This is a genomic window from Rhizobium sp. NZLR1b, from assembly GCF_019685155.1.
Classification (GTDB): domain Bacteria; phylum Pseudomonadota; class Alphaproteobacteria; order Rhizobiales; family Rhizobiaceae; genus Rhizobium.
Genome location: NZ_JABDWC010000009.1, coordinates 12,561 through 39,492, shown reverse-complemented (window position 1 = coordinate 39,492; position 26,932 = coordinate 12,561). Strand labels below are relative to the sequence as shown.

Below are 26,932 nucleotides of genomic sequence, written 5' to 3'. Positions count from 1 at the left end.
GCTTACTCGGCCGCATCGGGCAGCTGGGCTGCCTGCGCCTCATCAAGCTTGGTGTTTTCGAGCTCGACACTAAGGCCCAGCGAACGCATTTCCTTGACGAGAACGTTGAAGCTTTCCGGAATACCGGCTTCGAACGTGTCGTCTCCGCGGACGATGGCTTCGTAGACCTTGGTGCGGCCGGCGACGTCGTCCGACTTCACCGTCAGCATTTCCTGCAGCGTGTAGGCCGCGCCATAGGCTTCGAGTGCCCAGACTTCCATTTCGCCGAAGCGCTGACCGCCGAACTGCGCCTTGCCGCCCAGCGGCTGCTGGGTAACGAGCGAGTATGGACCGATCGAGCGGGCATGGATCTTGTCGTCGACCAAGTGGTTGAGCTTCAGCATGTAGATGTAGCCCACGGTCACCTGGCGGTCGAACTGCTCACCGGTACGGCCGTCATAAAGCGTCGACTGGCCGCTGTCCTTGAGACCTGCCAGACGCAGCATGTCGTTGACGTCGGCTTCGTTCGCACCGTCGAAAACAGGCGTCGCAATCGAAACGCCGCGCTTCCACTGATCGGCAAGACGCAGAACCGAGTCGTCGTCGAAATCCTGGACCTGTTCGGCCTTCGGACCGTCACCGACGACATCGCCGATGGTCTTGCGCAGCGGCTCGATGTTGCCATTGGCCTTGTATGCGTCGATCAGTTCGCCGATCTGGCGACCCATGCCGGCGCAAGCCCAACCCAGGTGGGTTTCGAGGATCTGGCCGACGTTCATGCGCGAGGGCACGCCGAGCGGGTTCAGAACGACGTCGACATGCGTGCCGTCCTCGAGAAACGGCATGTCTTCGACAGGCACGATGCGCGAGACGACGCCCTTGTTGCCGTGACGGCCAGCCATCTTGTCGCCCGGCTGGATCTTGCGCTTCACGGCGACAAAGACCTTGACCATCTTCATGACGCCAGGAGGCATTTCATCGCCGCGCTGGACCTTTTCGACCTTATCCATGAAGCGCTGTTCAAGGCGCGACTTGGATTCGTCGTACTGGCCACGGAGTGCTTCGAGCTCGCTCTGGACCTTTTCGTCCTCGACCGCGAACATCCACCACTGCGAGCGGGGATATTCGGAAACGACGGCGTTGGAAAGCTCGGCGCCCTTCTTGAAACCCTTCGGGCCGGCGATGGAAGCCTGGCCGCGCAGCATTTCGATCAGACGGCCGTAGACGTTACGGTCGAGGATCGCCTGCTCGTCGTCGCGGTCCTTTGCAAGACGCTCGATCTCTTCGCGCTCGATCGCCATCGCGCGCTCGTCCTTCTCGACGCCATGGCGGTTGAAGACGCGCACTTCGACGATCGTGCCGTAGGTGCCAGGCGGCATGCGCATGGAGGTATCGCGCACGTCGGAGGCCTTTTCGCCGAAGATGGCGCGCAGAAGCTTTTCTTCCGGCGTCATCGGGCTTTCGCCCTTCGGCGTGATCTTGCCGACCAGGATATCGCCCGGCTGAACTTCAGCGCCGATATAGACGATGCCGGCTTCGTCGAGGTTCTTCAGAGCTTCTTCCGAAACGTTCGGAATATCGCGGGTGATTTCCTCAGGACCAAGCTTGGTGTCGCGCGCCATCACCTCGAATTCCTCGATGTGAATGGAGGTGAACACGTCGTCGGCAACAATGCGCTCGGAGAGCAGGATCGAGTCTTCGTAGTTGTATCCGTTCCAGGGCATGAACGCGACGAGCGCGTTGCGGCCGAGCGCCAGGTCGCCGAGATCGGTCGACGGACCGTCGGCAAGAATGTCGCCGCGGTTGACCTCGTCACCAACGGTGACCAGCGGACGCTGGTTGACGCAGGTGTTCTGGTTCGAACGCTGGAACTTCTGCAGCCGGTAGATATCGACGCCGGACTTGCCGGCTTCGAGGTCTTCCGTGGCGCGGATAACGATACGCGTCGCGTCGACCTGGTCGACCACGCCGCCGCGGCGGGCGCCGATAGCAGCGCCTGAGTCACGGGCAACGACCGGCTCCATGCCCGTACCGACGAACGGAGCTTCGGCACGCAGCAGCGGCACTGCCTGACGCTGCATGTTCGAGCCCATGAGCGCGCGGTTGGCGTCGTCGTTTTCCAGGAACGGGATGAGCGCGGCTGCGACCGAAACCACCTGCTTCGGCGAAACGTCCATCAGGTTCATGCTGTCGCGGGGCGCGAGCATGACTTCGCCGGCATGACGGCAGACGACGAACTCGTCGACGAAGGAACCATCAGGGTTCATTTCAGCGTTGGCCTGGGCGACGTAGTACTTCGCCTCTTCCATGGCGGAGAGGTAGAGCACGTCGCTCGTCACCCTGCCTTCGACGATGCGGCGGTACGGGCTTTCGATGAAGCCGTATTTGTTGACGCGGGCAAAGGTCGCAAGCGAGTTGATCAGACCGATGTTCGGGCCTTCCGGCGTTTCGATCGGGCAAATGCGGCCGTAGTGGGTCGGATGCACGTCGCGGACTTCGAAGCCGGCGCGCTCGCGGGTCAGACCGCCCGGACCAAGGGCCGAAAGACGGCGCTTGTGGGTGATTTCCGAGAGCGGATTGACCTGGTCCATGAACTGCGAGAGCTGCGAGGAACCGAAGAATTCGCGGACGGCGGCAGCAGCCGGCTTGGCGTTGATCAGATCCTGCGGCATCACCGTGTCGATCTCGATCGAGGACATGCGTTCCTTGATCGCGCGCTCCATGCGCAGCAGGCCGAGACGGTACTGGTTTTCCATCAGCTCGCCGACCGAGCGGACGCGGCGGTTGCCAAGGTTGTCGATGTCGTCGATCTCGCCCCTGCCGTCGCGCAATTCGACCAGCATCCTGACCACGGCCAAGATGTCGTCCTTGCGCAGGATGCGGACGGTGTCTTCGACGGTCAGGTCGAGACGCATGTTCATCTTGACGCGGCCGACGGCGGAGAGGTCGTAACGCTCCGCATCGAAGAACAGCGAGTTGAACATGGCTTCGGCCGATTCCATGGTCGGCGGCTCACCCGGACGCATGACGCGGTAGATGTCGAACAGAGCGTCCTGACGGTTCTCGTTCTTGTCGGCGGTCAGCGTGTTGCGGATATAGGCGCCGACATTGATGTGGTCGATGCCGAGAACCGGGATCTCGTCGAAGCCGTTCGCCAGGATGATGCCGAGCGTCTTCTCGTCGATTTCATCGCCGGCTTCGAGGTAGATTTCACCGGTGGAGTAGTTGACGATGTCGCCGGCAAGGTAGTTGCCGTAAAGATCGTCGTCGCCGGCCTTCAGCGCCTTCAGACCCTTATCGGAAAGCTGGCGCAGCAGGCGCGGGGTCAGCTTCTTGCCGGCTTCCACGACGACTTCGCCGGTGTCGGCGTCGACCATCTCGGTGATCGCCTTGGCACCCTTCAGCGTTTCCGGCTTGAAGGGAATGCGCCAGCCTTTGCCGTCGCGTTTGTAGAGCGACTTCGTGTAGAAGGTGTCGAGGATTTCCTCGCCGTCCATGCCAAGCGCCATCAGCAGCGACGTGACCGGAATCTTGCGGCGACGGTCGATACGGGCGTAAACGATATCCTTGGCGTCGAATTCGATATCGAGCCAGGAACCGCGATAGGGGATAACGCGGGCAGCAAAGAGCAGCTTGCCAGAAGAATGGCTCTTGCCCTTGTCGTGGTCGAAGAAGACGCCCGGCGAACGGTGCATCTGGGAAACGATCACGCGCTCGGTGCCGTTGACGATGAACGTGCCGTTATTGGTCATGAGCGGCATGTCGCCCATGTAAACGGACTGTTCCTTGATGTCCTTGATCGACTTCGCGCCCGTATCCTCGTCGATATCGAACACGATGAGGCGCAGCGTCACCTTCAGCGGCGCAGCATAGGTCAGATCGCGCTGACGGCATTCGTCAACGTCGAACTTCGGCGGTTCGAATTCGTAGGACACGAATTCCAGCATGGAGGCGCCGGAGAAATCGGTGATCGGGAAAACCGACTTGAAAACGGCCTGAAGACCCTCGTCGGGCCGGCCGCCTTTCGGCTCTTCAACCATCAAAAACTGGTCGTAGGACGCCTTCTGAACCTCGATGAGGTTCGGCATTTCTGCGACTTCGGGGATCTTACCAAAAAACTTGCGTACGCGCCTACGACCGTTGAACGAAAGGGTCTGAGCCATCGTCGCTCCTTCAAAATCTTGCACCCGGGCCTGCAACGGACGGGAACCGATGGCCAGTCGATCCCGTCAATCAATGAGTAATCCAATCTCGTCCGACACCCGAAAACGCTCAGCTCGGATTGCTGTGCTGCCCTCTGTGCGAGACTATCCTTTTGAAGAACCCATTACCCAAAAGCCGGTTTGACGCGGCTTTTGGGTAATTCGTTCAGAAAAACGGCAAATGGGAGGCAGCAGAGACTGCCTCCCAAAAGCAATTCAAGATTACTTGACGTCGGCCTTGGCGCCAGCATCTTCAAGCTTCTTCTTGATGTCAGCGGCTTCAGCCTTGTTGACGCCTTCCTTGACAGCCTTCGGAGCGCCTTCGACGAGGTCCTTGGCTTCCTTGAGGCCGAGACCGGTGATGGCGCGGACTTCCTTGATGACGTTGATCTTGTTGGCGCCGACATCCGTGAGGATGACGTCGAACTCGGTCTTTTCTTCTTCAACGACAGCAGCAGCAGCACCGCCGCCAGCAGCAGCTACAGCTACCGGAGCAGCAGCGGAAACGCCCCACTTTTCTTCAAGAAGCTTCGACAGTTCTGCGGCTTCCAGAACGGTCAGCGCGGAGAGGTCGTCAACGATCTTTGCGAGATCAGTCATTTTACTAGTTCCTTTTGTTCGGTTCGAACCGGTTGATTATAAACAGCGAAAAACCGCCTTAAGCGGCTTCGTCCTTCTTGGCGTAGGCCGCGAACACGCGGGCAAGCTGGCTTGCCGGTGCTGCAACAACTCCAGCGATGCGGGTAGCCGGTGTCTGGATCATGCCCAGCAGCTTCGCACGCAGCTCATCGAGCGAAGGCAGGGTCGCAAGCGACTTGACTGCATCGGCGTTGAGCGTGGTTGTTCCCATGGAACCACCCAGAACAATGATTTTGTCATTGGTCTTGGCGAAATCCATGACGACCTTCGGAGCGGTGATCGGATCGGTGCTGTATGCAATCAGCGTCTGACCCTTGAAGAGATTGGTAATCCCTTCCGCTTCCGTACCCTGAAGGGCAATTTTGGCCAGGCGGTTCTTCGCGACTTTGACGGTACCGCCAGCTGCACGCATCTTCGAACGAAAATCGTTCATCTGCGCGACTGTGGCACCAGCATAGTGGGCCACGACAACTGAGCCCGAAGCCTTGAAGACTTCACTCAGTTCCGTGACGAATTCGCGTTTTTCCGCTCTTTCCACTGCCTATCTCCAGTTGGCGGGACCGAGAATGGGCCCGCCGGGTTGCCTTTGCCTCCTGGGATCATGCGAGATCCCAAGCGACGCTTGAGGATCCTGTCCCCCCGCGCTCTCGCGCCAATCAAGGCTAAAGAGGCACAAGGCATCCAAGGCTCGAACCGATTTCCTAGAAGCGAACTTCATGCAATTCGGGTCTTACCCGTCTCATGCAGGCAAAGTGATTAAGGGAAAACCACCTGCAATCTCGGACAGGATTCCGGATTTCTCCGGAATATTCCGGCCCCTTGCGAGGCCGGAAATTCAGTCGCCGGACATAAAGCCCGGCAATAATTTACGCAGTCGGGCTTGCGGTGACCGAGCCGACTTCGATCTTGACGCCGGGGCCCATGGTCGAAGAAATCGCCACGCGCTTGACGTAGTTGCCCTTGGCGCCAGCCGGCTTCGCCTTGATGACGGCGTCGGCAAAAGCGCGGATGTTTTCTTCCAGAGCCTTGGCGTCGAAAGAGGCCTTGCCGATGCCGGCATGGACGATGCCAGCCTTCTCGACGCGGAACTCGACAGCGCCGCCCTTGGAAGCCTTGACGGCTCCGGCGACATCCATGGTGACGGTGCCGACCTTCGGGTTCGGCATCATGCCCCGCGGGCCGAGAACCTTACCGAGACGACCGACGAGCGGCATCATGTCGGGGGTGGCGATGCAGCGATCGAATTCGATCTTGCCGCCCTGGACGATTTCGACGAGCTCTTCAGCGCCGACGATATCGGCACCGGCAGCCTTGGCTTCATCAGCCTTGACGCCACGAGCGAAGACGGCAACGCGAACCGTACGGCCGGTGCCGTTTGGCAGGTTGACGACGCCGCGAACCATCTGGTCCGCATGGCGCGGGTCGACGCCGAGGTTCATCGAGACTTCGATGGTTTCGTCGAACTTGGCGACAGCCCGTTCCTTGACCATGCCGATGGCCAGGGTCAGAGCGTAGAGCTTGGTGGGATCAACACCTTCGTTGATCTTCTGCGTGCGCTTACCAGCCATGATCTTAACCCACCACTTCCAGGCCCATGGCGCGGGCAGAGCCCTCGATCATCGCCATTGCACCTTCGATATCCGCTGCGTTCAGATCCTTCATCTTGGCTTCTGCGATCGACTTGATCTGAGCCTTTGTGAGGGAGCCGGCCTTGGCGCCCTTGCCGGGCGTCTTGGAACCGGAGGTGATCTTCGCTTCCTTCTTCAGCCAGTAGCTGACCGGAGGCTGCTTCATCGCGAAGGTGAAGGACTTATCCTGGTAATAGGTGATGACGACCGGGATCGGCATACCCTTTTCCATTTCCTGCGTGGCGGCATTGAACGCCTTGCAGAATTCCATAATGTTAATGCCACGCTGACCAAGCGCCGGACCAATCGGCGGGGACGGGTTTGCCGATCCTGCCTTGACCTGAAGCTTGAGCTGGCCTGCAACTTTCTTAGCCATATCTCTCTGCCTTTCATGAACGGCCGGTCGCCCGGCCCGTGATGCCGGATCTCTCCGGCGGCTGCGGTTGCGTGGTGCGGATCATCAGGGTCCGGCTAAGACCCCCTCACCTTCCACGCGGATGCGGACTAGTCCGCAGGAAACAGGCCGCAAGGCCAGCTTCCAAGCTCTTGCAATCAGACCTTCTCGACCTGAGCGTATTCGAGTTCGACCGGCGTTGCGCGGCCGAAGATCGACACCTCAACCTTCAGGCGCGAACGCTCTTCGTCGACGTCCTGAACCGTGCCGTTGAACGAAGCGAACGGGCCGTCGGAAACACGAACCTGCTCGCCGATCTCGAAGGTAATCGAGGCCTTCGGCCGCTCGACACCTTCCTGGACCTGACCGAGAATGCGCTCGGCTTCATAATCCGGAATCGGAACTGGCTTATTGTCGGAGCCGAGGAAACCTGTAACCTTCGGCGTATTCTTGATCAGGTGATAGGCTTCATCGGTCAGATTGGCACGAACCATGACGTAGCCCGGGAAAAACTTGCGCTCGCTGTCGACCTTGCGGCCGCGACGCACTTCCACCACCTTCTCGGTCGGCACGAGGATCTTCTCGAACAGGTGCTCAAGCCCCTTCTGGCGAGCCTTGTTCTCGATGTCCTCAGCGACCTTCTTTTCAAAATTGGAATATGCGTGGACGATGTACCAACGTGCCGCCATTTTCATCTCCACCCGTATCAGTTGCCGGTATTCAGCACGAAGCTCAGAACCCAGCCGATCAGCTGGTCAGCGGCAAAGAAAAAAAGCGCGGCGAAAACTACCATCACAAGCACCATAACCGTCGAGATCATCGTCTCGCGGCGCGACGGCCATGTAACTTTGGACGTCTCGGAGCGAACCTGCTGCAGAAACGCAAACGGATTGGATTTGGATGCCATCGACTGCCCACGCAATTACGGCGCGTAAAGCTGAAACCATCAGCCCCACGCACCGCGTGTCTGTTGAACCCTAAATAAACACCGATTTCCGAATACACAAGAGGGAAACCGAAGTTTAACGAAATTAGTTACCGCCAATCAATCCCCGGCCGGAATGCCGCGAGCATGTCCGCGCTGTCCCGCTTCGAGGAAAATGGCAGGGGCAGTAAGGCTCGAACTTACGACCTGCGGTTTTGGAGACCGCCGCTCTACCAACTGAGCTATACCCCTTCATGCCGATCATTCAGCGCCTGGACCAAAGTCCGCAAATCGCTGATGAAAAGCATGGCGCTCCCTTTAGGACGACGACAGCAGATTGGCAAGCACGATTTTCGATTTTCAAAGCCATTCTGCGCATATGCGAGCGATCGGCTCTTTCATCGCACCACCAATATCCGTTCAGACCGTCACATATTTCCGCCAATCGTGCTCTTCGTTAAAACCCAGCACCTCGCGGATCTTGCGGTTGGAGAGCAGGCCTTCATATTCGCCGATTTCGCGGGTGAAGGGCACGTTCGGGTAGAATCGCTTCGCAAGCTCCTTCGACGGCGTGTTGGCCGAGACGGTGTCGTTGGCCGCGTTGAAGACCTGATAGCCGAGACCGTCCTTTTCGATGCAGAGATGGCAGATCTGCCCGAGATCGCGGGCGTCGATATAGCTCCAGGCAATGCGCTTGCGCATTTCGGGATTGGCGAAATAGGTGGGGAACCGCTCATATTCGTGCGGCTCGATGACGTTGCCGATACGCAGCGCATAGATGTCGAAGCCTGAACGTTCGGCAAAGGCGCGGGCCGTCTTCTCGTTGACCACCTTGGAGAGCCCGTAGGAATCCATCGGATTGACGTCGTAGTCTTCCTCCAGCGGGAACTGGTGGAAATCACGATGGCCTTCGGCGAAGCAGACGCCGTAGGTCGTCTCGCTCGATGCGACGATAACCTTCCTGATGCCGAGCTTCACCGCCGCCTCGATGACATTGTAAGTGCCCATCGTGTTGATGCGGAAAGTCTCATTGTCGGGCTTGATCAGGATGCGCGGGATGGCGGCGAAGTGCACGACGGCATCGAAAGGCTGCACGCCCCGGCCCGCGTCCAGATCAGGAAAATCGCGGTGCATCGACAGAGCGTTGAAGACCTGACCGCTATCGGTGATGTCGGCAATGAGGTTGGTGACGCCGGGACTGTCCAGCGGCACGAGATCGAGGTTGTGAACCTCGTAACCGGCATTGATGAGCCACGGCACGGTATGGCGACCTGCCTTGCCCGAACCGCCCGTGAACAGAATCCGCTTCTTCATGGAATATCCTCCGCATCATGAAATCGGAGGCATAGATAGACGCTTCCGCGCGAAGAGCAAGCGAGCGTCCTGCAAGGGTTCACCCCCGCGTCGCCAGGAGCGCCCTCTTAGGGGCACCTGGCCGATCATTTCCAATCACCGCAGCAGCCTGCGGTGAACTGCTAAATCATCACTTGACGACACTTACCTCGCCGAGCTGCACTCCGGCTGCCTGAACAACCTCTTGCGGAATTGCAGCGATGAAAAACATCGTGAAAACATACATCGCGAATATCGTCGCAACGAACGTGGCCTTTGGAATCATCCGGGCTCTCCTCTTTGCATGAAGGAGTCTGGACTAAAATGAACCAATCACAACTGGTTTCTGAATGTGAGATGAACAAAATACTGTGACGGACGAACTTAACGATATTTTTACAACACGTGTTAATCCCCCTAATAGCATCAAAACGAAAAACCCCGCCGTTTCCAGCGGGGTTTTTCCTGAATTTCGGGTAATCCCAGGATTACTCGACGATCGAAGCAACGATACCGGCGCCGACGGTGCGGCCACCTTCGCGGATCGCGAAGCGCAGCTTTTCTTCCATCGCGATCGGAACGATCAGCTCGACCGATACCGTGACGTTGTCGCCCGGCATGACCATCTCCGTGCCTTCCGGCAGCGATACGATGCCCGTCACGTCGGTCGTGCGGAAGTAGAACTGCGGACGATAGTTGGTGAAGAACGGCGTATGACGGCCACCCTCTTCCTTCGTCAGGATGTAGGCTTCAGCCATGAACTTCTTGTGCGGCTTGACAGAGCCCGGCTTGCACAGAATCTGGCCACGCTCAACGCCGTCACGGGTGACGCCGCGGATCAGCGCGCCGATGTTGTCGCCAGCCTGGCCCTGGTCGAGCAGCTTGCGGAACATTTCAACGCCGGTCACCGTCGTCTTCGTCGTCGGGCGGATGCCGACGATCTCGACTTCTTCGCCAACCTTGACGATGCCACGCTCGACGCGGCCGGTCACAACCGTACCGCGGCCCGAGATCGAGAACACGTCTTCGATCGGCAGCAGGAACGGCAGGTTGATCGGACGCTCAGGCGTCGGGATGTAGGCGTCGACAGCGGCCATCAGTTCGCGGATCGAATCCTCGCCGATCTTCTTGTCCGAATCTTCAAGGGCGGCCAGCGCCGAACCCTTGACGATCGGGATGTCATCGCCCGGGAAGTCGTAGGACGACAGCAGTTCGCGAACTTCGAGCTCGACCAGTTCGAGAAGCTCGGCGTCGTCAACCTGGTCGACCTTGTTCAGGAACACCACGATGGCCGGAACGCCGACCTGACGGGCCAGCAGGATGTGTTCGCGCGTCTGCGGCATCGGGCCGTCAGCGGCCGAGCACACCAGGATCGCGCCGTCCATCTGGGCAGCACCGGTGATCATGTTCTTGACGTAGTCGGCGTGGCCGGGGCAGTCGACGTGTGCATAGTGGCGGGCCGGCGTCTCATACTCGACGTGTGCCGTCGAAATGGTGATGCCGCGGGCCTTTTCTTCCGGAGCAGCGTCGATCTGGTCGTACGCCTTGTACTCGCCGAAGTACTTCGTGATCGCTGCCGTCAGAGACGTCTTGCCGTGGTCAACGTGGCCAATCGTGCCAATGTTGACGTGCGGCTTGTTGCGCTCAAACTTACTCTTTCCCATTTNGACGTGTGCATAGTGGCGGGCCGGCGTCTCATACTCGACGTGTGCCGTCGAAATGGTGATGCCGCGGGCCTTTTCTTCCGGAGCAGCGTCGATCTGGTCGTACGCCTTGTACTCGCCGAAGTACTTCGTGATCGCTGCCGTCAGAGACGTCTTGCCGTGGTCAACGTGGCCAATCGTGCCAATGTTGACGTGCGGCTTGTTGCGCTCAAACTTACTCTTTCCCATTTGAATGCTTCCTGTGAACGAGATGGTGGGCCCCGGCGAACCGGTTTAGTGCCGCCGTTTAAGGCTTTCGGCGAAATTGCGCAAGACTTAATTGCAGGCGCCATTCTTGGTGTGACAGCGCATATGGGGGACAATTTGCCGCCTGCAAGGCGATTCGCCGGAGCACCGTCGAAAATTACTGAAATCCTTGGAGAAAATCGCGTCGACTGCCGGAGATGAGCAACCGCGCCGGCGTCTTCTGAAACATCTGCGTGCCGAATTATCGCGGCGGCGTCGGTCACGTGAATTGGGCTTAGAAAAACTGGAGCGGGTAGCGGGAATCGAACCCGCGTATTCAGCTTGGAAGGCTGCTGCTCTACCATTGAGCTATACCCGCGGGGTGGTCCGATCCGATGACGAATGGTGGAGAGAGTTGGATTTGAACCAACGTAGGCTGAGCCAACGGATTTACAGTCCGTCCCCTTTAACCACTCGGGCATCTCTCCAGTTATTCGTCCGGATCTTGAAGACCAAGTTTGTCAGACTTCGAAGCGTTGCGGCCCGTCGTCTGCGCCGCGTATATGACCGGAGCATTTCCGTCTGTCAACACGATGACAACGGAAAAAACACGAAAAATTTCATTCCTTGCCGAAAGCCGGCCGATGAAAGAAAGCCTATGCGGCAGCCAGCGCCATGGCTATAAAGCCGCATGAGCAAAGATAAAAAATCCGGCGGCACGGCCGCGACAGACCCATCGGCCAAGGATACGCATTACGCCACGCTGCGGCGCGCGCACCGTGACGGCAAGCGCGAACGCGGAGAGATTCCCACGCCTCAGCCACAGAAGCGCAAGCGCGGCGGCGAAGACTGGAAGCCGCCGGCGCTAGCGCCCGACCAGGTGCATCTCTACGGCCTGCATACGGTGCGCGCCGCCCTCGACAATCCCGAGCGCAAGAAGATCAAGCTTTTCGTGACGCAGAACGCGCTGGCGCGGCTCGAAGTCGACGTCGAAACACTCGGCATTCCCTTCGAAATGGTCTCGCCGCAGGACATCGACAAGGTGCTCGGCCCAGAGGCGATTCATCAGGGCGTCATGCTGGAAACACGGCCGCTGCCGGTCCGCCGGCTCGAAGCGCTGAAAGACAGCCCTCTCCTGCTCGTTCTCGACCAGGTGACCGATCCGCACAATGTCGGCGCCATCATGCGCTCAGCCGTCGCCTTCAATGCCGGCGCCGTTATCACCACACAGAGACATAGCCCGACCGAATCCGGCGTGCTCGCCAAGTCCGCCTCCGGCGCGCTGGAACTGATACCTTATATACAGGTTACCAATCTCGCCGATGCACTCGGTGAATTGCACAAGCTCGGTTTCTCCACCATCGGCCTCGATTCGGAAGGGCCGGCGCCGCTCGAAGGCACGTTCTCGGGCGGGAAGGTTGCGCTGGTGCTCGGCTCCGAGGGCAAGGGGCTGCGACAGAAGACGCGCGAAACCGTCAACGCGCTTGCCCGCCTCGACATGCCCGGCGCGATCAAATCGCTGAACGTCTCGAATGCCGCGGCAATCGCGCTTTATGCGGCGCGGCTTTACCTGAAGGCATAGGCTGGTCCGCAAGCGGGCCGAGGCGAAGAGAAATTACCATGATCCGTATCATCCCCCGCCTTGCGGCTGCAGCAGCGGCGCTGCTTGTCTGCGGTCTCGCATATGGGCAGGAGATCGATCCCGATATTCTCAAAGCGCAGGCCGGAACCTATCTCGTTGCCCCGGAAGACGGTGGAGCCGGATGCCGGATGACGCTCGAAACCGGCACAGCCATCGGCGGTTATGGGCTGTCCGGACAGGATTCCTGCGCCAAGCCGCTGCCTTCGCTTGCCGAGTCCTATGCCTGGAATTTCGACGGCAATGGCGGCATCATCCTGATCGATCCGCTGCGTAAGGTGCTGGCCCGTTTCGTCGAGAACGAAGGGTCGCCGATGAAGACGGAAGGTCGGGTGCCGCTTTTGCTGATCGCCGCACCCGACGGCGTCGATCGACTACCGACCTTCAACAGCCTTGCCGGGATTTGGACGATGCAAAGGCCGGACGGCGAAAAGCTCTGCGGCGTGACACTCGACGGCCATGTCAATGCTGACGGCAACGCGCCGCTGTCACTATCCGGAGACTGCGCCGCTAATGTCGCCAGGCTGAAACTGACAGTCTGGCATATCGAGGGTTTCGGGCTGACGCTGATGGGCGATGACGGCTCATCGCTTGACTTCGACATGCGCGCCGACGGCAATTTCGACAAATCGAAGGACGAAGGCGGCAAGCCGCTATCGCTCGTCCGTCATTGATTTGAAAGTTGACGGTGTATCCCGTCAACCCACTCGCCTGGGTCAGCTCGGTATCCGGCAGGCAGTCGGTCCGTCCATAGGGCTGCGGACCGCTTCGCCCGCCGCGTAAGTCAGTTCCACGGGATAGACGATCACGCTCGGCAGTTTCTCGATTTCCCTCGCATGCTCGGGGGTGCGTTTGATTTCCGCCTTGTAGGCAGCTGTGCAATCCGGCAGTTGCTGCGGCGACAGACCCGTGTCGGCGGCGATCGTCTTGGCGCAGGCAGTGCCCTCCAGATAGAGCGAACAGGAGGCCATGTAGACGCGACGGAAATCGAGGGCCAGCTCCCCCTTCCCGCTCCTTATCGCAGAAAAATCGTCGCCCTCGAGGGAATCGTCGAGCAGCCGCTCGCCCGCCGCCGCATCGTAGACGACAAAGGGCAACCCGCCGTTCCATCCGTCCGCCGCACGGAAAAACACGAAACCGCCGCTGACGCCGATGAGATAGCCGGCGGTATCATCCTCGATCACCCGCTCGCGCTCGCCGATGCGTTCACAGGGGGCATCGGAGGCAAGCAGCGCCAGCTTTTCGGCTCCGACCTCACCGAGATCGACCTCCTTGACCATGAATGCGGGATAGCGGCTGCAGGTGATCTTCGGTTTCGCATCAGGATTGAGCTCATCCTTCGGCAACACGACAACATCCAGCTTTATCGGCTTGTCGAAAAGGCCCGCATTTTCGGACGCTCCGGCCCATGAGACGAATGCCGCGACAATGACCGATGCTGTAACCATCCGCTTCATGATGCCCGTCCCCAACTGTTTCAGGCATCCGTGGCACAGTTTAACCCGGTGCGACAGCTGGAAAAACCGATGCCGGCGATACCGCGCAAGGCTCGACCGAAGCCGGAGAAATTCAATTTTGCCTTGGAAAGACCTCCTGGGGCACTATGATCGGCCGATGACCGATCGTAACGACCGGTCAGAAGCAAGAAGGAACGATCCCCATCATGGCCATTCGACCGCTGATTTTCGGTATCCTCTTCATCGCGGTCTTCGTCGTGATTATCCTCAGCATCATGTGGGTGGACACGTCGCACCCGATCCACCAGCCCGATCCGTTGTCGCCAACGGCGCCCGGCCCCGCGACGCCCGGACAGGTGCAATAATGCATATCGCCCGGAAGTGTGCAGCGGTTCCGGGGTAACGACATGCATAAAAACAAAAGGCTAAAGCGCGTCGCATGAATCAAATTCGATGCGGCGCGCTTTAGCCCAGCAGGAACGCGGACGGCGATCAGGCGTTAATCCCGTAATTGAACGAGGATTGAACGCTCATGCGCATAATGATCGCCGTCGTCGCCTTCATGATCGTCTCAGTGCTCAGCATCGCGATGCTGTCACCTTCCGGCGCCGGCCAGACCGGCAACGGCAACAGGATTGAGGCAAGCGTCAACGAACCCGCCACGCATTGAAAACGGCCCGGATGATCCGGGCCGTTCTGTAACCGCGCGTCTCAGGCGCGCAACGGACGCGTCAGCCGCGGTAGAGCCAGAGAGGCATATCACGATCGCGATGGCGCCACTCGCGGCGTTCCTGCCAACGCTCGGCACGCCACCGGCGCCAGCGCCAGTCATCATCGCGCCAGTCGGACCGACGCCAATCACGCTGATCGCGCCAGCCACGGTCGTCACGCTCATCGCGCCAACCGCGGTCGTCACTTTCGTCACGGTTGCGATCATGTCGCCAGCCATCACGAATTTGAACGATATCGCCCTGGACCGACACGGCCGGCCGATCGACGGGCATGGCGGCGGCCGGGGCGACGGACGCCAAAGCCGCACCAACGGACATGGTTGCGGCGAAAAAGAGATGTGCGAGCTTCATGGCTGCTTCTTCCTCATTGATGATGAGGCGAAGATAAGCTGGCGCGGCTGAATTGGCGCTGAAGCAGCCCTTCAGGCAAGGTTCATCAAGGAGTACGTGATACCTGGCAAATCCGCCGGCGCGATCGAGCGAAGCAACGTCGAACCGAGACTATGGTCTGGACGGGCGGTATCGCGTGGAAAAATGGTGCCCCCACCAGGGTTCGAACCCGGGACCCCCTGATTACAAATCAGGTGCTCTACCAACTGAGCTACAAGGGCAATAGGTGCCCAACTAGCAGATTCTATGATTCTGTAAAGGAAAAATCGTGTCAGTGCGGACAGCTCGACTGCCGCTCAAAACGCTTCGCGATAGAAAACGTCCTTGTCGCGCCAGCCCTTTATCCTTTAGCTAGGACAGCATCATAAAGGGCATTGCATGGGCCGTTCATTTCAGACTCTTTCCTTTCTCGCCTCACCGACGACAGAGGCGCTTGAAGCGCGCGAGGAGTTGATTCGCATTTATGGTGACGTGCCGGCCGACGATGCCGACGTTATCGTCGCGCTCGGCGGCGACGGTTTCATGCTGCAGACGCTGCACAGCACGATGAACTCCGGCAAGCTGGTCTACGGCATGAATCGCGGCTCGGTCGGCTTCCTGATGAACGACTATCGCAGCGAACAACTTCAGGAGCGCATCTGCGTCGCCGTCGAAAACGTCTTCCGGCCATTGCAGATGACGACGGCCAACGCCGACGGCACCAATTCGACGGCACTCGCCATCAACGAGGTCTATCTATTCCGCCAGTCCTATCAGGCCGCCAATCTACGGGTCGCGGTGGATGGGCGCGTCCGCCTGGAGGAGCTGATCTGCGACGGGCTGATGGTGGCGACCCCCGCCGGGTCGACAGCCTATAATCTTTCCGCCCATGGCCCGATCCTGCCGCTCGAGGCCCCACTGCTCGCCATGACGCCGGTCAGCGCTTTCAGGCCACGGCGTTGGAGGGGCGCACTGCTTCCCAACAGGGTGACCGTCGATATCGACGTCCTCGAGCCGGTCAAGCGGCCGGTGAACGCCGTGGCCGACAATACCGAGGTCAAATCGGTGCTGCATGTCCGCATCGCCCAGTCGGAACATATGACGGCACGCATCCTTTCCGATCCCGACCGCTCCTGGTCCGACCGTATTCTCGCCGAGCAGTTCAAGGATTGAGACGATGGCAATGCGACGCCTATTGATGACCACCGTGTTCCTCATCGGGTGGTCGGCCGCAGCCTTGCCGGGGCAGGATGCCATCCTGCCGGCATCGGTGATTTTCGCGACCAGCACCGGCTACTGGCAGGATGACGGCAACGCACCGGATGTCGAGCGGGCGCCGACAGGCGCCGAGCGCGTTGCCAACCCCGAGGGAAAGACCACGCAGCGCCACGGCTACTACAAGCTATTTGCCGTTCGCCAGGCAGACAGGACCTCGAAGGTCTATCTGCAGCAGATTGCCCAGACCGAGACCGGCCCGGCGATCACTTCTACCGTCGAGTTGCAGGAGATCAGCGACCTGAAGCCTTATATTACCGATATACGCCCCGAGAATTCAAACGGCATCATCAAGGAGCCGGGGCTGTTCGCCACGATCTATCTGAAGACCGATCCCTCTGCGGAGCCGGATGGCTGGACCGTACTGATCGATGAATTCGGCGACATCACCGTGGAGAAGGCGACGAATTGAACAGCCGGGAACTGTTCAGAGGGGCATCCGAGAGATGAAATTGGGCTTCCGCGACGGCGTCCTTTACGACGAGAACAGGTCGAACTGGGACGCAGACGGCCCCAGACCCATCAGCTGGTCGCTGTGGTATCCCGCTGCCGATGAAACGCGGGAAAGCGACACAACGGAAAGAGGCTGGTTCCAAAAGGCGAAAGTCGCCCGCGACGCACCCGTCCGGCCGGGTGCCCAACCTTATCCCCTCGTCCTGTTGTCGCATGGCACCGGCGGATCCGCGGCCGGACTGGAATGGCTGGCGCGACGGCTGGTCGATCGCGGATTTGCAGCGCTTGGCGTCAACCATCACGGCAATACCGGCAACGAGCCCTATCGCACTGAAGGCTTTGCCTGTCTTTGGGAGCGGGCGCCGGATCTCAGCTACATGCTCGATCACCGCGATGACTGGCTCAGCGATCTCTCCGGTCATATCGATACGACCCACGTCTTCGCGGCCGGATTTTCGGCCGGAGCATATAGCGTGATGCTGCTTCTTGGCGCCGTCACCCAGTTCTCGCAGTTCGAACCGTCCAGGATGAAGCCGGGTGGCGCGCGCGGACCGAGGGAATTTCCCGACCTTGCCGATCATATCCCGACATTGCTTTCCACCAGCGAGGTGTTTCGCCAATCCTGGTCCCGCATGACAAAGTCCTACCGGGATGAGAGAATCAAGGCCGCACTGCTGTGCGCGCCGGGCCGGTCCGTTCTCGGTTTCAGCGCGGAAACCCTGAAAGCTGTCGATGCGCCCGCCCTTATCCTGGTCGGCGACGCCGACAGGGCTGCGCCGGCCGAGGAATGTTCGGCATGGCTGCATGCGCGGCTCTCACGCAGCGCTCTTAAGATCTTCGTTGGCGGCCTTGGGCATTACGTCTTCGTGCCGGAGGGCACCGCACTCGGCCTTGCCTTTGCGGCAGAGCTCTTTACCGATCCGCCGGGCATCGAGCGCGCGGCCATTCATGACGAGATTGCCGATCTATCGGCAGCACTGTTTCGAGATACCGCCATCGACGCCAGGGGCTGAGTACGAAAAAAGCCCCGGAGCGGGGCTTTCCACGTGCATATGCCGGCTCAAAGCGGAGCGCGGCTCTATCAATCCACATCGTCGACGACCGCGTCGGCGGCGCCGCTGATGCGGTGGGCAAGGGCCGCTTCCATGAACTCGTTCAGATCGCCGTCGAGCACGTCGTCCGGCGCGCTGCTGGCAACGCCGGTGCGCATATCCTTGACCAGCTGGTAAGGCTGCAGCACGTAGGAGCGGATCTGGTGGCCCCAGCCGATATCCGTCTTGGAGGCGGCTTCGGCGCTGGCGGCGTCCTCGCGCTTCTTCAGTTCCGCTTCGTACATGCGGGCGCGCAGCATGTCCCAGGCCTTGGCGCGGTTCTTGTGCTGCGAACGCTCCTGCTGGCACTGCACGACGATGCCGGTCGGGATATGCGTGATGCGCACGGCCGAGTCGGTGGTGTTGACGTGCTGGCCGCCGGCGCCCGACGAACGATAGGTATCGATGCGGCAGTCGCCTTCGTTGATCTCGATCTGGATCGAGTCGTCGACAACCGGATAGACCCAGATCGACGAAAAGGAAGTGTGGCGACGCGCATTGCTGTCGTAGGGCGAGATGCGCACCAGCCGGTGCACGCCCGATTCCGTCTTCAGCCAGCCATAGGCATTGTGTCCCTTGACCAGCAGGGTCGCGGATTTGATGCCCGCCTCTTCGCCGTCGTGGACTTCGAGAAGCTCGACCTTGAAACGCTGGCGTTCGGCCCAACGGGTGTACATGCGCAGCAGCATGTTCGCCCAGTCCTGGCTTTCGGTGCCGCCGGCGCCGGAATGGACTTCGAGATAGGTGTCGTTGCTATCGGCTTCGCCGGAGAGCATGGCCTCCACCTGGCGGCGGGCAGCCTCGGCCTTCAGGGCTTTCAGCGTGTCTTCGGCTTCCTTGACGACACTCTGATCGCCCTCCTCCTCGCCAAGCTCGATCAGCTCGATATTGTCGTTCAGCTGTTGTTCCAGCTGCTTGACGCCATTGATGCCGTCATCCAGCTGCTGGCGCTCGCGCATCAGCTTCTGCGCTTCGGAAGCGTCGTTCCAGAGGTTGGGATCCTCTGCCTTGTTGTTCAACCAGTCCAGCCGTCTTATCGCCTGGTCCCAGTCAAAGATGCCTCCTCAGCAGGGTGATAGCCTGCTTGGTTTCATCGACCACGTTTTCGATTTCGGCTCGCATTTTCCTGCTTCTCTGTCTGGGTTCTTCCGGTGCTGGTGGACATAGAGACGCCCGCAGCGGATGTAAAGGCCGCGCGGGCGTTCAAAAATCGGGACGGAGGTCAGAACAGGCCGGGCGTGCCGGTCTGGACGGCCTGGTTTGCCTGCGGCGAGGTCTTCAGGATCTCTTCCGGCGCCATGGTGCTGTCCATGCCGATGACGGAGAAGCTGTCGGCCGGGCCGGTGCCGGGCTTGAAGGCCTCGATGATGGTGTTCGGATCGCCGTCGACGGCGGCCATGCCGGTCTTGCGGTCGATCGAAATCAGATTCATGCCCGGCGGGATGACGAATTTCGATTCCGGCGCATCCTTGACGGCAGCCTGCATGAATTCGTTGAAGATCGGGGCGGAGAGAACGCCGCCGGTGCCGCCGCGGCCGAGCGGGGCCGGTGTATCGAAGCCCATATAGAGACCGGCGACCAGATCCGGCGTGAAGCCAACGAACCAGGCATCCTTCTCGTCATTGGTGGTGCCGGTCTTGCCTGCGACGTCGCGACCGCCGAGATCGACCTTGCCGGCGGCCGTGCCGCGCTGGATGACGCCCTGCATCATCGAGGTGATCTGGTAGGCGGTCATCGGGTCGAGAACTGTTTCGCGATTGTCGACGACATTCGGCTCTTCCTGGTTCTGCCAGTCGCCGGCATTGCAGCCCTCGCACAAACGCTCCTCATGCTTGAAGATCGTCTTGCCGTAGCGGTCCTGGATGCGGTCGATCAAGGTCGGCTTGATCTGCTTGCCACCATTGGCGATGACCGAATAGGCAGAGACCATGCGTAGCACCGTCGTGTCGCCGGCGCCGAGCGACATGGAGAGAACCGGCAGCATGTGATCGTAGATGCCGAAGCGCTCGGCATATTCGGCGACGATGTTCATGCCGAGATCGTTGGCGAGGCGCACCGTCATCAGGTTGCGCGAATGCTCGATGCCCGAGCGCAGCGTCGACGGGCCACTGACTTCGCCGCCGTAGTTTTCCGGCTTCCAGACCTGGCCGCCGGAGACGATTTCGATCGGCGCATCCATGATGACGGAAGCCGGCGTATAGCCGTTGTCCATCGCCGCCGCGTAGACGAAGGGCTTGAACGAGGAACCCGGCTGGCGCATCGCCTGAGTGGCGCGGTTGAATTCGGACTGGCCGTAGGAGAAGCCGCCGACCATGGCGAGCACGCGGCCGGTCTTCGGATCCATGGCGACCAGGCCACCCTGCACCTTCGGCGGCTGTTGCAGGCGATAGGAGCTCGACGCGTCGTCGCCGAGTTTTGCAACATAGACGACGTCACCGGGGGCTACGGCGCCGACCGGCGATTTCGCGGTCTTGCGGGCGCCGTCGGCCGAACGGAAGGCCCACTGCATGTTCTTGGCTTCAATGGTGCCGCGTTGACGGTCGGCTGAAACCTTGCCGCTTCCATCCTTGGCCGGCTGCAGGCCGATATCGACGTTGCTGTCCGAGACGGCAAGCACGACGGCAAGCCGCCATTCCGGCACGTCGGAGAGGGAAGGAATATCGGCAAGCGCCTTGCCCCAATCACCGCTTGCATCGATCTGCTTGATCGGGCCGTGGAAACCGCGGCGCTCGTCATAGGTCACCAGACCGTCCTGCAGCGCCTTGCGGGCCGCAAGCTGCAGCTGCGGATCGAGCGACGTGCGCACCGAAAGGCCGCCCTCATAGAGAACCTTCTCGCCATATTGGTCGATCAGCTGGCGGCGCACGGCTTCGGCGAAATAGTCCGAAGCAAAGAGCGAAGGGCCGGTCGTGCGGGCGGTGACGCCGAGCGGCTGCTTCTTGGCTTCCTCGCCATCGCTCTGGCTGACATAGCCGTTCTCGACCATGCGGTCGATCACCCAGTTGCGGCGTTCGAGCGCTGCCTCGGGATGGCGGAAAGGATGATAATTGGCCGGACCCTTCGGCAACGATGCCAGATAGGCGGCTTCGGCGACGGTCAGTTCAGTGACGGATTTGTTGAAATAGGTGAGCGCGGCGCCGGCGATGCCGTAGGAATTCAGACCGAAGAAGATCTCGTTCAGGTAGAGCTCGAGGATCTTGTCCTTGCTGTAGGCCTGCTCGATACGGAAGGACAGGATTGCTTCCTTGATCTTGCGGTCGATCGTCTGGTCAGAGCTCAAAAGAAAGTTCTTGGCCACCTGCTGGGTGATTGTGGAAGCACCGACCGGCCGGCGGCCGGAACCGAAATTCTGCAGGTTGACGAGGATTGCGCGGCCGAGACCGGTGAGATCGACGCCCGGATGATTGTAGAAATTCTTGTCTTCGGCCGACAGGAAAGCGGCCTTCACGCGGTCGGGGACGGCCTGGATCGGCAGGAAGAGACGCTTTTCCTTGGCGTATTCAGCCATCAGAGCGCCGTTGCCGGCGTGGACGCGGGTAGTCACCGGCGGCGCATAGCTGTTCAGAACGGCATAGTCCGGGAGATCCTTCGCGACGTTGGCGAGATAGATGGCAACACCCGCCGCCGCGACCAGAAACAGGACGCAGGCCATTCCGAAGAAATATCCAAAAAGTCTAACCATATTTTCAGCTACCGGTCTCTTCGATCGTCAATCGGCGCAGACGCAACGATTGTATGGATCAAGGCAATTTGCACGTTGCGCGGCTTACTCCATGAGCGCTACCGCCACAAGCCGATTCCGCGCCTCAGGCTGCGAAACATAAGCCGGAGTAACGGCGCGATTGTGAGGAAAATAGGGCTCCCGCCGCCGCATTCACCGCTGCGGGCGCGTTTCACTAGGACTGTCACATCCAAGCAACGCCCGTTCCCGCCGCCAAGCTGAGCCATCCTGCTCAGAATTCGATTCATGCAACGCAGTTTAAGTCTTTGTTTTCATGGATACGGCCGTCCCGCAACCGCAACTGAATTTCGGGCAAAAAGCGTTAGCCGCCATTCGCCATCACGCCGGCGCGGTATCGCTTCACCGCCTCGGTCAAAAGCCCGACGATCTTGCCGCGCCAGGTGTCGTCGAGCAGCAGTTTCTCGTCCTCGGCATTCGAGAGAAAGCCGAGTTCGAGAAGGATCGACGGCACGTCAGGGGCCTGCAGCACGCGGAAACCGGCATGACGGTGGGGATTGTTGATGGTGCCGACCTGATCCTTGAAAGAATTCAGCACGCTTTCGGCCAGCGAGATCGAGAAGGCCTGGGTTTCGCGCCGTGTCAGATCGAGCAGGATATCGGCGACCTCGGGCGGCTCGGCGACCGTTTCCTTGCCGGCGATCTGGTCGGAGAGGTTTTCACGTTCGGCAAGGTCGGCGGCGAGTTTGTCGGATGCCTTGTCGGAGATCGTGTAGACGGTGGCGCCACGGATATCCTTCTGCTTCAGCGTGTCGGCATGCAGCGAAATGAACAGCCCGGCATGGTTCTGGCGGGCGATCAGTACACGCTGCGACAGCGACAGGAACTCGTCGTCCTCGCGCGTCAGGAAAGCCTTGATGCCCGGCTCCTTGTTCAGGAGGTCGGTCAAGGCCTTGGCGAAGGCAAGCGTCACCTGCTTTTCCTCGGTCTTGGTGTCGACGCCGATCGCGCCGGTGTCGATGCCGCCATGGCCGGCGTCGACGGCGATGACGAAATCGCCGGGCGCGGCTTTCTCAGGCGCCGGAATGGCGCTGGTCGTCTGCGCCGCTTCGCTCCCATCGTTCGAGGCCCGATCGCTCCAGGCCCGATCGCTCCACGATTGCGTCTTCACCAGTTCGGCGAAGGCCTGCTTATCGATCATCTCGGCATCGAGCACGAGACGATGACCCTTGCCAGCCTCGTCGGCCTGCACCTTGGCGAGCGCCAGCTTCACCGGCCCTGCCGTCGTCAGAACGATGCGGGCGCTCTCCTCGTCCATCTTGCCGTAACGGATATCCTTGAACAGGCCGCGGGCAGCGAGATCCTTGGCCGGAAAACCGAAGGCGGTCGCCGGCAGGTCGATGATGATGCGCTCCGGATTGGCGATATAGTGGACGGAGAAGCGCGGTTCGCGATCGAAATCGATGACGATGCGGGTTCTTGCGTCGTCGCCGACGATACGCGCGCCATAGGCAAGCAGCGGATCCCTGGCCTCGACGGAACTAACAACGGCCGGCAGGAAACCAACCGCCAGAAGCGCCGTCAGAACCAACCTTGCGAATATCGATCGCCGCACTGGGGATTTCGCCGCGATCCGAGCCCTCTTAAACAATGAACCGCCACACCCTATCTGTACTGCGATGGAGCCGACGCGGCCGCGTCGAACGTCGCTAGACGAAACACCCGTTGCGGCCCGCCGAATCGCGATCACTTTATCCCCAACTTCTATGCGTTACGAAATCCATCAATATTATGGCACATTTGGCTTTTCCCTTGCTATTGTGACACGGAAAACCTACAACGAATTTTAGGGTAAAGTGTTGACGGGATAGAGTCGCCGCAGAGGCTGCCAGCCAGATCAGGACCTGGCGCCACACCGGTCATCGTCCGCCGTCTCATGCGCTTCATCCTTAGAACTGGATCCTGATTTTCCGGCTCATTGTCGGAATTCATTGGTGGATCAGCCACCACGCTCTCAGGGAGCAAACTCATCGGACCCGAATGGGTCTTCGTATTTGTCGATCACGCTTGGTTGTTGATGGTTTCGCAGCAGGTTTTATCTGAAGTGTACAGGCCCCGGACCGAAATGGTTCCGGCTGCGGTCTGGCTGCTGCCCTCCCCCTCGCATCAGGCGCGACTTTCATTATCCGGCGCGGCCACTGCGGACCGCATTCTTTCTGTTTCAACAGCAGTCGGGAATGCGCTCTCGCGGCCACGCCGAGGAGCACAGCTTACATGGCAGACAAAATGCTTATCGATGCGTCTCACGAGGAAGAGACGCGCGTCGTTGTCGTTCGCGGGAACCGCATAGAAGAATTTGACTTCGAGTCTCAGCACAAGAAGCAGATCCGCGGCAACATCTATCTTGCAAAGGTAACGAGGGTCGAGCCCTCGCTGCAAGCAGCCTTCGTCGATTACGGCGGCAACCGGCACGGCTTCCTGGCCTTCGCCGAAATCCATCCCGACTATTATCAGATACCGCTCGCCGACCGTCAGGCGCTGCTTCGGGCCGAAGCCGAGGAGCATCGCCGCGACGAAGATGTCGAGCATGTCGAAACCGCGCCGATGGTCGATCTTTCGACCCAGGACCAGCCGGATGTCGGCATCGTGCCGGAGGCGCCGGAAACGGCTGCCGTAACCGACGAGCCGGCAGCGGTGGAGGCCGCGGCATCGCCCGAGGCCACCGAGGAAGCTCCGGCCAAGAAGGCCAGGCCGCGCCGCAGCCGCAAGAAGGTGACCGAACCGGCTGCTGAGACAACCGCCACCGAGGACGCCGTTCCCACGGACGTCGAAGCCGAAGGCGCTTCGAGCGTCGATAACGAGGATGACGGTTCGACCGGCGGCGCGATGGCGGCCATGGTGGAAACCGACTCGATCTCCGAGGACGTCGATAGCGGCAAGCGTCGCCACGATGATGACGACGACGATGACGATCATGGCGAAGAGGAAATCATCGAATCCGTCGGCGCCGAAGACGCGATGGAAGAAGTGCCGGAACGGGTGCAGCGCAAGCCGCGCAAGCAGTACCGCATCCAGGAAGTCATCAAGCGCCGCCAGATCCTGCTCGTGCAGGTCGCCAAGGAAGAGCGCGGCAACAAGGGTGCAGCCCTTACTACCTATCTCTCGCTCGCCGGCCGCTATTCCGTGCTGATGCCGAACACGGCGCGCGGCGGCGGCATTTCCCGCAAGATCACCAACCCTGCCGACCGCAAGCGCCTGAAGGAAATCGCGCGCATGCTCGAAGTGCCGCAGGGTATGGGCGTCATCCTTCGCACCGCCGGCGCCAACCGCACCAAGGTCGAGGTCAAGCGCGACTTCGAATATCTGATGCGCCTCTGGGAGAACGTCCGCACACTGACGCTGGCGTCCACGGCTCCCTGCCTCGTCTACGAGGAAGGTTCGCTGATCAAGCGCTCGATCCGCGACCTTTACAACAAGGATATCAGTGAAGTCATCGTCTCCGGCGAAGAAGGCTATCGTGAAGCGAAAGACTTCATGAAGATGCTGATGCCGAGCCATGCCAAGGTGGTTCAGCCCTACCGCGACATCCATCCGATCTTCTCGCGTTCCGGTATCGAAGCGCAGCTCGACCGCATGCTGCAGCCGCAGGTGACCCTGAAGTCCGGCGGCTACCTGATCATGAACCAGACCGAAGCGCTGGTCTCGATCGACGTCAACTCCGGCCGCTCGACCCGCGAACACTCGATCGAAGATACCGCGCTGCAGACGAACCTCGAGGCTGCCGACGAAGTCGCTCGCCAGCTTCGCCTGCGCGACCTTGCCGGCCTGATCGTCATCGACTTCATCGACATGGAAGAGAAGCGCAACAACCGCGCTGTCGAGAAGAAGCTGAAGGAATGCCTGAAGAACGACCGCGCCCGCATTCAGGTCGGACGGATCTCGCATTTCGGCCTGCTCGAAATGTCGCGCCAGCGCATCCGCGCGTCGGTTCTCGAATCGACCACGCAGGTCTGCTCGCATTGCGGCGGCAGCGGCCATGTGCGTTCGCAGTCCTCCGTCGCCCTGCATGTCCTGCGCGGTATCGAGGAATATCTGCTGAAGAATACCACGCACAATATCAGCGTGCGCACCACGCCTGACATTGCGCTCTACCTGCTCAACCACAAGCGCCAGACGATCATCGATTACGAAAACCGTTTCGGCGTCGCTATCGTCATCGATGCGGACGGTTCGGTCGGCGCCCAGCATTTCGCGATCGATCGCGGCGATCCGGTGGAAAACCCGGTCAAAATCGAAACGCTCTTCAACTTCGCAGCCATTCCTGAAGATGACGACGACGACATCGTCATCGAAGTGGATGAGGACGAAGACGAAGAGCTCGAGGAAAAGCCGGCCGCTGCCGAGCGACCCGTCGCAGCACGCTCGGAAGGCGAAGCTGACGGCAATCGCAAGCGCAAGCGCCGCCGGCGTCGGCGTGGCCGCAACGGCAATGCCGAGCATCCGACGTCTGCCGCTGGCGAAGCCGGCGACGAAGATGAGGACGGTGACGACGAGGGCGGTGAAGGCGTTGAAACCGCCGAATCCACGTCCGAGACGCTGGCTGAAAGCGAGGAATCGCAGCGCCGCAAGCGGCGCCGTCGCGGCAAGCGTGGCGGTCGCCGCAATCGGGCCGAGGATGGCTCCGAACTGACGGCCAGCGAAGCTGGTGAGGACAATGGCGAGGACGAAGGCGACGACGTTTCGAACGACAGCGCTCCGAGCGAAGTCGTCGCCGAAACTATCGAAGCAGTTGCCGATGCCGGCGAAGGCCAGGCCGCGATGGCAGCCGTCGAAAGCGCACCTGTGATAGCCGAGGATGTAAAGCCCGCCCGCAGCCGCGGCCGCCGCAAACCGGCCGCAGTGCCGGTCGAGGAACCGGTGGCAGAGACGGCACCTGCGGCCGAGGCCGAACCGGAGTTGGTTGAAGCCACCGCCGATCTCGGAACACCCGTTCAGGAAGAGGTCAAGGAAGAGGCAAAGCCGGTTCGCGCCAACCGCGAATCCAATATCACCTCCTCCGAACCGACTGTGAAATCCACCCGCGTCGAGAATGGCGAAGCTGACGACGGCAAGCCGAAGAAGGCCGGCTGGTGGCAGCGCCGTGGCTTCTTTTGAACGCTGATTTTCGGACGTAAATGATCAATCCGGCCGCGGCGACGCGGCCGGATTTTTGTTTGTGGCGATGCTTCTTCAGCAAGTCGAACCCTGAGG

The 26,932-nt window shown here is 60.3% G+C and carries 24 protein-coding genes and 4 tRNA genes; 9 read left to right on the top strand and 19 right to left on the bottom strand.

Annotation, left to right across the window (positions count from 1 at the left end; genetic code table 11):
* Positions 1–2 precede the first annotated feature (2 nt).
* The 13 genes from rpoB to HJB84_RS14905 all read right to left on the bottom strand — a co-directional run bounded on the left by rpoB (position 3) and on the right by HJB84_RS14905 (position 11,476).
* Positions 3–4,142: a DNA-directed RNA polymerase subunit beta gene (rpoB, locus tag HJB84_RS14960; protein WP_207583842.1), complete on the bottom strand. Its 4,140-nt coding sequence runs from the start codon at positions 4,140–4,142 to the stop codon at positions 3–5.
* Between the two features lie 261 nt (positions 4,143–4,403).
* On the bottom strand, positions 4,404–4,781 hold the full coding sequence (gene rplL, locus HJB84_RS14955; protein ID WP_164009049.1) for a 50S ribosomal protein L7/L12: 378 nt from the start codon (positions 4,779–4,781) through the stop codon (positions 4,404–4,406).
* Positions 4,782–4,839: 58 nt separating this feature from the next.
* A complete protein-coding gene (rplJ, locus tag HJB84_RS14950) occupies positions 4,840–5,358 on the bottom strand; it encodes a 50S ribosomal protein L10 (RefSeq protein ID WP_164009047.1) in 519 nt (172 codons plus the stop codon).
* Between the two features lie 328 nt (positions 5,359–5,686).
* Positions 5,687–6,388, bottom strand: a complete 702-nt coding sequence (gene rplA, locus HJB84_RS14945) for a 50S ribosomal protein L1 (protein ID WP_207583841.1) — start codon at positions 6,386–6,388, stop codon at positions 5,687–5,689.
* Between the two features lie 4 nt (positions 6,389–6,392).
* Positions 6,393–6,824, bottom strand: coding sequence for a 50S ribosomal protein L11 (gene rplK / locus HJB84_RS14940; RefSeq protein ID WP_003547518.1), 432 nt, complete (start codon positions 6,822–6,824; stop codon positions 6,393–6,395).
* A gap of 176 nt (positions 6,825–7,000) precedes the next feature.
* Positions 7,001–7,531 carry a transcription termination/antitermination protein NusG gene (gene nusG / locus HJB84_RS14935; RefSeq protein WP_003547516.1) on the bottom strand — a complete coding sequence of 177 codons (531 nt, stop codon included), beginning with the start codon at positions 7,529–7,531 and terminating at the stop codon, positions 7,001–7,003.
* 17 nt (positions 7,532–7,548) lie between these two features.
* Complete coding sequence (gene secE, locus HJB84_RS14930) at positions 7,549–7,749, bottom strand: preprotein translocase subunit SecE (protein WP_003573826.1); 201 nt, start codon at positions 7,747–7,749, stop codon at positions 7,549–7,551.
* A 194-nt stretch (positions 7,750–7,943) separates the two neighbouring features.
* Positions 7,944–8,019 (bottom strand) — tRNA-Trp (locus HJB84_RS14925).
* 168 nt (positions 8,020–8,187) lie between these two features.
* Complete coding sequence (locus HJB84_RS14920) at positions 8,188–9,081, bottom strand: NAD(P)-dependent oxidoreductase (RefSeq protein WP_207583840.1); 894 nt, start codon at positions 9,079–9,081, stop codon at positions 8,188–8,190.
* A gap of 169 nt (positions 9,082–9,250) precedes the next feature.
* The gene (locus HJB84_RS33590) at positions 9,251–9,385 is read right to left on the bottom strand and encodes a hypothetical protein (RefSeq protein ID WP_259669787.1); all 135 of its coding nucleotides are present in this window, start codon (positions 9,383–9,385) and stop codon (positions 9,251–9,253) included.
* Between the two features lie 202 nt (positions 9,386–9,587).
* A complete protein-coding gene (tuf, locus tag HJB84_RS14915; RefSeq protein ID WP_221116273.1) occupies positions 9,588–10,991 on the bottom strand; it encodes an elongation factor Tu in 1,404 nt (467 codons plus the stop codon).
* Positions 10,992–11,293: 302 nt separating this feature from the next.
* Positions 11,294–11,367: transfer RNA gene (locus HJB84_RS14910), tRNA-Gly, on the bottom strand.
* A 24-nt stretch (positions 11,368–11,391) separates the two neighbouring features.
* Positions 11,392–11,476, bottom strand: a tRNA-Tyr gene (locus HJB84_RS14905).
* Between the two features lie 30 nt (positions 11,477–11,506).
* Here HJB84_RS14905 and HJB84_RS14900 point away from each other — a divergent pair.
* From HJB84_RS14900 to HJB84_RS14890, 3 genes are read left to right on the top strand one after another with little or no spacing between them, the layout of a single operon-like run.
* Positions 11,507–11,683: a hypothetical protein gene (locus HJB84_RS14900; RefSeq protein WP_207583838.1), complete on the top strand. Its 177-nt coding sequence runs from the start codon at positions 11,507–11,509 to the stop codon at positions 11,681–11,683.
* A complete protein-coding gene (gene rlmB, locus HJB84_RS14895; RefSeq protein WP_207583837.1) occupies positions 11,680–12,570 on the top strand; it encodes a 23S rRNA (guanosine(2251)-2'-O)-methyltransferase RlmB in 891 nt (296 codons plus the stop codon). The genes HJB84_RS14900 and rlmB overlap by 4 nt, the downstream gene beginning before the upstream one ends.
* Before the next feature lie 38 nt (positions 12,571–12,608).
* Positions 12,609–13,301, top strand: coding sequence for an AprI/Inh family metalloprotease inhibitor (locus tag HJB84_RS14890; RefSeq protein ID WP_207583836.1), 693 nt, complete (start codon positions 12,609–12,611; stop codon positions 13,299–13,301).
* 42 nt (positions 13,302–13,343) lie between these two features.
* On the opposite strand, the gene HJB84_RS14885 is transcribed toward HJB84_RS14890, so the two are convergent.
* On the bottom strand, positions 13,344–14,084 hold the full coding sequence (locus HJB84_RS14885; RefSeq protein WP_221116272.1) for a hypothetical protein: 741 nt from the start codon (positions 14,082–14,084) through the stop codon (positions 13,344–13,346).
* A 206-nt stretch (positions 14,085–14,290) separates the two neighbouring features.
* Between HJB84_RS14885 and HJB84_RS14880 the strand changes: the two genes are divergently transcribed.
* Both HJB84_RS14880 and HJB84_RS14875 read left to right on the top strand, forming a co-directional pair.
* Positions 14,291–14,449, top strand: a complete 159-nt coding sequence (locus HJB84_RS14880; RefSeq protein ID WP_207583834.1) for a hypothetical protein — start codon at positions 14,291–14,293, stop codon at positions 14,447–14,449.
* A 167-nt stretch (positions 14,450–14,616) separates the two neighbouring features.
* Positions 14,617–14,754, top strand: coding sequence for a hypothetical protein (locus HJB84_RS14875; RefSeq protein ID WP_207583833.1), 138 nt, complete (start codon positions 14,617–14,619; stop codon positions 14,752–14,754).
* A 61-nt stretch (positions 14,755–14,815) separates the two neighbouring features.
* Here the strand turns inward: HJB84_RS14875 and HJB84_RS33585 are convergent, their stop codons facing one another.
* Both HJB84_RS33585 and HJB84_RS14865 read right to left on the bottom strand, forming a co-directional pair.
* Entirely contained in the window at positions 14,816–15,241 is a 426-nt protein-coding gene (locus HJB84_RS33585) for a hypothetical protein (RefSeq protein WP_246762755.1), read from the bottom strand.
* 109 nt (positions 15,242–15,350) lie between these two features.
* A tRNA-Thr gene (locus HJB84_RS14865) sits at positions 15,351–15,426 on the bottom strand.
* A 157-nt stretch (positions 15,427–15,583) separates the two neighbouring features.
* On the opposite strand from HJB84_RS14865, the gene HJB84_RS14860 reads away from it, so the two are divergent.
* The 3 genes from HJB84_RS14860 to HJB84_RS14850 are packed head-to-tail and all read left to right on the top strand — an operon-like array spanning position 15,584 to position 17,925.
* The gene (locus tag HJB84_RS14860) at positions 15,584–16,357 is read left to right on the top strand and encodes an NAD kinase (RefSeq protein WP_207583831.1); all 774 of its coding nucleotides are present in this window, start codon (positions 15,584–15,586) and stop codon (positions 16,355–16,357) included.
* A gap of 4 nt (positions 16,358–16,361) precedes the next feature.
* Positions 16,362–16,871, top strand: coding sequence for a hypothetical protein (locus HJB84_RS14855; RefSeq protein WP_207583830.1), 510 nt, complete (start codon positions 16,362–16,364; stop codon positions 16,869–16,871).
* Between the two features lie 34 nt (positions 16,872–16,905).
* Positions 16,906–17,925, top strand: coding sequence for a dienelactone hydrolase (locus HJB84_RS14850; RefSeq protein WP_221116271.1), 1,020 nt, complete (start codon positions 16,906–16,908; stop codon positions 17,923–17,925).
* Between the two features lie 68 nt (positions 17,926–17,993).
* Here HJB84_RS14850 and prfB read toward each other — a convergent pair.
* The 3 genes from prfB to HJB84_RS14835 all read right to left on the bottom strand — a co-directional run bounded on the left by prfB (position 17,994) and on the right by HJB84_RS14835 (position 23,333).
* Positions 17,994–19,125, bottom strand: a protein-coding gene (prfB, locus tag HJB84_RS14845; RefSeq protein WP_164009024.1) for a peptide chain release factor 2 whose coding sequence is annotated in 2 segments (ribosomal slippage) — positions 17,994–19,055 and positions 19,057–19,125 — 1,131 coding nt in all. Because the reading frame shifts where the segments join, the coding sequence is not laid out codon by codon here.
* Between the two features lie 100 nt (positions 19,126–19,225).
* Positions 19,226–21,685: a penicillin-binding protein 1A gene (locus tag HJB84_RS14840; protein ID WP_207583827.1), complete on the bottom strand. Its 2,460-nt coding sequence runs from the start codon at positions 21,683–21,685 to the stop codon at positions 19,226–19,228.
* A gap of 361 nt (positions 21,686–22,046) precedes the next feature.
* On the bottom strand, positions 22,047–23,333 hold the full coding sequence (locus HJB84_RS14835) for an N-acetylmuramoyl-L-alanine amidase (protein WP_221116270.1): 1,287 nt from the start codon (positions 23,331–23,333) through the stop codon (positions 22,047–22,049).
* Positions 23,334–23,956: 623 nt separating this feature from the next.
* Here HJB84_RS14835 and HJB84_RS14830 point away from each other — a divergent pair.
* A complete protein-coding gene (locus HJB84_RS14830; protein WP_221116269.1) occupies positions 23,957–26,836 on the top strand; it encodes a ribonuclease E/G in 2,880 nt (959 codons plus the stop codon).
* Positions 26,837–26,932: the final 96 nt, after the last annotated feature.

Coding starts and splice junctions, on each gene's coding strand:
- rpoB (WP_207583842.1), bottom strand. CDS start 4,142: ATGGCTCAGACCCTTTCGTTCAACGGTCGTAGGCGCGTACGCAAGTTT.
- rplL (WP_164009049.1), bottom strand. CDS start 4,781: ATGACTGATCTCGCAAAGATCGTTGACGACCTCTCCGCGCTGACCGTT.
- rplA (WP_207583841.1), bottom strand. CDS start 6,388: ATGGCTGGTAAGCGCACGCAGAAGATCAACGAAGGTGTTGATCCCACC.
- rplK (WP_003547518.1), bottom strand. CDS start 6,824: ATGGCTAAGAAAGTTGCAGGCCAGCTCAAGCTTCAGGTCAAGGCAGGA.
- nusG (WP_003547516.1), bottom strand. CDS start 7,531: ATGGCGGCACGTTGGTACATCGTCCACGCATATTCCAATTTTGAAAAG.
- secE (WP_003573826.1), bottom strand. CDS start 7,749: ATGGCATCCAAATCCAATCCGTTTGCGTTTCTGCAGCAGGTTCGCTCC.
- HJB84_RS14920 (WP_207583840.1), bottom strand. CDS start 9,081: ATGAAGAAGCGGATTCTGTTCACGGGCGGTTCGGGCAAGGCAGGTCGC.
- HJB84_RS33590 (WP_259669787.1), bottom strand. CDS start 9,385: ATGATTCCAAAGGCCACGTTCGTTGCGACGATATTCGCGATGTATGTT.
- rlmB (WP_207583837.1), top strand. CDS start 11,680: ATGAGCAAAGATAAAAAATCCGGCGGCACGGCCGCGACAGACCCATCG.
- HJB84_RS14890 (WP_207583836.1), top strand. CDS start 12,609: ATGATCCGTATCATCCCCCGCCTTGCGGCTGCAGCAGCGGCGCTGCTT.
- HJB84_RS14885 (WP_221116272.1), bottom strand. CDS start 14,084: ATGAAGCGGATGGTTACAGCATCGGTCATTGTCGCGGCATTCGTCTCA.
- HJB84_RS14880 (WP_207583834.1), top strand. CDS start 14,291: ATGGCCATTCGACCGCTGATTTTCGGTATCCTCTTCATCGCGGTCTTC.
- HJB84_RS14875 (WP_207583833.1), top strand. CDS start 14,617: ATGCGCATAATGATCGCCGTCGTCGCCTTCATGATCGTCTCAGTGCTC.
- HJB84_RS14860 (WP_207583831.1), top strand. CDS start 15,584: ATGGGCCGTTCATTTCAGACTCTTTCCTTTCTCGCCTCACCGACGACA.
- HJB84_RS14855 (WP_207583830.1), top strand. CDS start 16,362: ATGGCAATGCGACGCCTATTGATGACCACCGTGTTCCTCATCGGGTGG.
- HJB84_RS14850 (WP_221116271.1), top strand. CDS start 16,906: ATGAAATTGGGCTTCCGCGACGGCGTCCTTTACGACGAGAACAGGTCG.
- HJB84_RS14840 (WP_207583827.1), bottom strand. CDS start 21,685: ATGGTTAGACTTTTTGGATATTTCTTCGGAATGGCCTGCGTCCTGTTT.
- HJB84_RS14830 (WP_221116269.1), top strand. CDS start 23,957: ATGGCAGACAAAATGCTTATCGATGCGTCTCACGAGGAAGAGACGCGC.